Source organism: Shewanella sp. SG41-4 (assembly GCF_014164505.1).
Lineage (GTDB): Bacteria > Pseudomonadota > Gammaproteobacteria > Enterobacterales > Shewanellaceae > Shewanella.
This window is the reverse complement of sequence record NZ_JACJFI010000290.1, coordinates 1-4,375: the sequence shown is the minus strand read 5'-3', so window position 1 is coordinate 4,375 and position 4,375 is coordinate 1. Positions and strand designations below refer to the sequence as shown.

Here is a 4,375-nt window from a genome sequence, read left to right as displayed (position 1 = left end):
TAGGGCTTAACGCTTAGGTTGTGAGATTTTAGATTTTAGCTTTTAGAGTTGAGATTTTAGATTTGAGATTTTAACCCCCGTGCCACCGATTCCTATCTCTCGTCCCCGTATGTCATCGTTCGTCACCGCTCGCTACCAATATTTTTTAACATCTAGCCGCATAGCGACCTAGCATCTATGCACTTTAGCTTTTACCTTTCGACAACGCCAAAGCCGACATGCCGAAGTCATTTGGCTATAAACCAGTAATATCCTCAATCAAAAAAGCGCCAACAAACCGACATTGTTGCAGTTTTGTCAAAAAAAATACTTGGTGGCCTAGTATGTCAAAAATAATTTAGAGTATAATGAGCGGAAAATGTGAAATTAGAGCCTTTTTATACATTTATTTTTAATTTGTAAGGTAAACCTATTCCATTTTATGGCAGTTTATACTAACGTTTACTGTAGGCGAGTTGGCCTTTCGGCCATGCACTGTAATCGTTAGATTGCAAATTACGTCAAATCGTTATCAATTAATTAACAATTGTTGTGTAAGTACATCAGCAACTGTTATTGATTATTTTGTTAACATTGGTGTATTTGCTCTACGTTACTGCTCAGCCGAAATGTCATTTAGTAAAGAATCCGCTGGCATTATTTGCAGTTAATAAGGTTGTCGAATGTGCATTGCACATCTATATTTAAATAGAGATAACCATGGTAACGGTAGCAATGTTGGTACTATTAAAAATTGTGGTTATCTGGATATAACATCTAACACCACACAATTGTGCTTTACGGTTTCAGGCAAATGAATGCCGACTACTACACTTATGTTACTAGACTTAATGCATAGACTAAGTGAGCAGATATCGAGGATTGATACGACCCTAGCCTATTTTACGGAGAGAAAATGAAAAGTATCAACCAAATCAAAAATGCTAAGGGTTTCACCCTTATCGAATTAATGATCGTAGTAGCAATTATCGGTATTCTTGCTGCAATCGCACTGCCTGCTTATAAAGAATATGTAAATAAAAGTAAGCTTAACTCATGTTTAGCTGAAGCGACATCTCACACCAAAGCAAGAGCGGCATCATTTATCGCAGAACTAACTCCTCCAGGCTATACTGCAACAGCTTGTGACTCGTTAACTGGTACTTTACCTACGGATTTAGCGGGGTTAGATACTGCTACAGCAGTTAAATTTAAAGCGAAAGATGACGCTGGAACCGTTAGTTGTGACTTTACAACAGTAACTTGTACTGCATCGACAGCTACTGGTTCATAGTTAATTGCTTAAAAAGCACTCTGTTTCAGAGTGCTTTTTCGTTTCCGTTTTAAATTATTAAAACGCTATCAATAACATGGAAATAAAAAATTTACTAAAGTTAGTACCCATTAGAGTTCCACTTCCAGATTATCTCTGTAACTTTTTCCGAGTATTTTTATACCCTCATTTTATTTCTGAAGGTATGGATATTGCGTATTTTTAAGTTGATGAGACTCAAAATTTTATATCTGTTAAAATTCACACTCAAATTCACAACTGTAAGTAAACTTTGAATATCTTTTTTCTCTATGAAAACAAAGCATGGATCATAAAAATCAAACTGCTCCAAAAATGGTGTAATTACTAGTTAATTAACCCATTGGACCAAATCCTTGGAAACATAACTGGTAACAACTCTTGATGCTTATATGTCGCTAACAGCAAACCACTAGCAGCAGATACCAGTAAAAATAACCCTATTCGGGTAAGTCGTTTAAGCTTATAAGCATCCCCCCCCCTCAGATGACATCAACATAACCAGCAGAAATACAAACAATACTTGTGCAAATGGCATAACTGCTACACCACTAAATAATGAGTAAATTAAGCCTGACAATAATGCATACATAATAGGGGTTAAGGATATATGTTTGTACTGGTTTAACATTTTACACCTGCTATAAACACAATTAACGACCCATGCACAGCTCAAAATACAAACTATCACTCCATACTCATAAAGTAACTGCATGACAGCATTATGCGGGTGGGCATTAGGTAAAGGTTTTCCTTCCCCCCAAGCAAAACTCATCGGTCCGAACCCAAGCCATAAACTGTCTGGTATTGATGTTAAAACATAAAGCCATAAATCAACACGTCCTGAACTGCTCGTTCTTATTTGGAAGCTTGCACTATCCATTAACCAGTATGGAATAATAATGATAAAAACAAGCCATATACTGACGCCAGCTAATAAGGTTTTCAATAAGATAGCAATAAATCGTTTGCGACTGACTGCGGATAAAAAAAACATGATTAAACTAGACGCAAGTATCAGAGAAAGTATTGCGCCACGAGCTTCAGTTTGAAGAAGAACGGTCCAATGAAGGGATATGACTATAAAAGATATGATCCTAAACCGAGCTAGGTTTTGACTAAAAAACGGTAAAAAAAGCAGTGGCATAACCATCACTTGTAATTGGTTAAAAAAGCGCACATTAACATAGCCTGAAATGAGTCCGTGAATGTCAAAGCTTTGCGCATCAGCATAAGAAAACAATAAAAAAAGAATGTACTTAACGAACGTAAATACTGAAAATAATAAAAAACAGGTATAAACCCAAAAGTGAATGGTATCTCTGTCGAAAGATCTCATACTGATAAAGAAAAATACAAAAGCGCTAATTAGGAGTCCGATATTAGCAATTTCAATTCCGCCCCAAAATGGATGTTTACTCAGTAATGCAGAGCAAGCCGCCAAAGTAAAAAAAATGAATGCTAACGCTTTAGTCGCTGTTGAAAGTCTTATAAATTCAACATCCTTTATAAAACACAAGCCCAATGAGAACAACCAAATATTACCAATAACAATCATACGCTTTATATCGTACTCACTCCCAACACCGACTAGATGAGCAAATTTTACTGCAAACACAGTTCCAAGCAAAAAAAAGCATGCACTGACAATTAATAGTCCTCTAGAATATGTTTTTAATTGCACGCTAACTCCTCGCTATCAATTTCCAATTATCCGCTTTTTACATTTTAAGCATTACAGCGAAGCGATCTCTAGATCCCACACTTGTAAGTGTGAAATCAAACTTTTAATATGCTGATAAAAAGGTGATGTAGCTATACAACTAAGCTGTAAACAATGATAGTTAAGGATCTAAACTAAATGTTATAATGCTAATATTTAGCAACTTTTTATATATATCGGCTTAAAAACTAATTCTGGCACATATCTATTTAGTGCTACAAATGATAATTTACTAAATCGACTAAAATCACCTCTTCTAAGAAGAAGTTATCATTTTAGCATTTGGGTACAACTGGAGCCCCCATGTCTTCTACCAGCCTGCATTTGGGATTATCAACACTTTTTATTCGCAAAAGCCTGCTTAGCGAAGATCAGTTGTCGAGTGCGATTTCGGAATCTAGAAAATCAAAACGATCTTTAGTAAGTACGCTTGTGCTATCAAAAGTTTTATCGTCACGCGAAATTGCAGAGTTATGTTATGAAGAGTATGGCACTCCTTTACTTGATTTAGCTGAATTCGATATACCCAGTATTCCAGAAGATATTCTAAATAAAAAACTGATTGAAAAGCATAAATGCTTACCTTTATTTAAGCGCGGTAATCGCCTCTATATTGCAACATCAGATCCCACCAATATTGCAGCACTTGAAGATTTTCAATTTAGCTTAGGTTTACATGCTGAAGCAATTTTAGTTGAGGATGACAAACTCCTAAAGGCACTAGAAAAAATCATTGAAGATGATATTTCTGGTTTAGACTTAGGCGGAGCTGACGAAGAAGCATTGGCTAATATGGAAATAGCTGATACCGAAAGACGTGACGAACAAACTGGTGACAGTAGTGACGATGCCCCAATTGTTATTTATATTAATAAAATTCTTACTGATGCTATCCGCAAAGGCGCTTCTGACTTGCATTTTGAGCCCTATGAGAAACGTTACCGTATTCGTTTCCGTATTGACGGTATATTACATGAAGTATCTGAACCGCCAGTCAATCTATCGAACCGAATTTCTGCCCGTTTAAAAGTAATGTCAAAACTCGATATTGCCGAACGACGAGTGCCACAAGATGGCCGCATAAAAATGAAGTTGTCGCGCACCAAGTCAATCGATTTTCGTGTCAGTACCTTGCCCACTATTTGGGGCGAAAAAATAGTAATGCGTATATTAGACTCATCTTCCGCCCAACTGGGTATCGAAAAGCTCGGTTATGAGGATGATCAGCGACTACTATACGAAGAAATGCTTGCCAAACCTCAAGGTATGATTTTAGTTACAGGCCCTACAGGTTCCGGTAAAACAGTTTCCTTGTATACCGGCCTCAATATACTTAACACCGAAGAGCGTAATATCTCCAC

Annotated in this window: 3 protein-coding genes; 2 read left to right on the top strand and 1 reads right to left on the bottom strand. The window is 36.7% G+C overall.

The window, feature by feature from the left end:
• Nucleotides 1-895: 895 nt before the first annotated feature.
• Nucleotides 896-1,273 carry a prepilin-type N-terminal cleavage/methylation domain-containing protein gene (locus H5202_RS24580; protein ID WP_220493928.1) on the top strand — a complete coding sequence of 126 codons (378 nt, stop codon included), beginning with the start codon at nucleotides 896-898 and terminating at the stop codon, nucleotides 1,271-1,273.
• A 481-nt stretch (nucleotides 1,274-1,754) separates the two neighbouring features.
• On the opposite strand, the gene H5202_RS24695 is transcribed toward H5202_RS24580, so the two are convergent.
• Nucleotides 1,755-2,975, bottom strand: coding sequence for an O-antigen ligase family protein (locus H5202_RS24695; protein ID WP_336244814.1), 1,221 nt, complete (start codon nucleotides 2,973-2,975; stop codon nucleotides 1,755-1,757).
• Nucleotides 2,976-3,317: 342 nt separating this feature from the next.
• Between H5202_RS24695 and H5202_RS18300 the strand changes: the two genes are divergently transcribed.
• Nucleotides 3,318-4,375: ATPase, T2SS/T4P/T4SS family (locus H5202_RS18300; RefSeq protein ID WP_182773333.1), on the top strand; the 1,058-nt coding region annotated here is incomplete at its 3' end.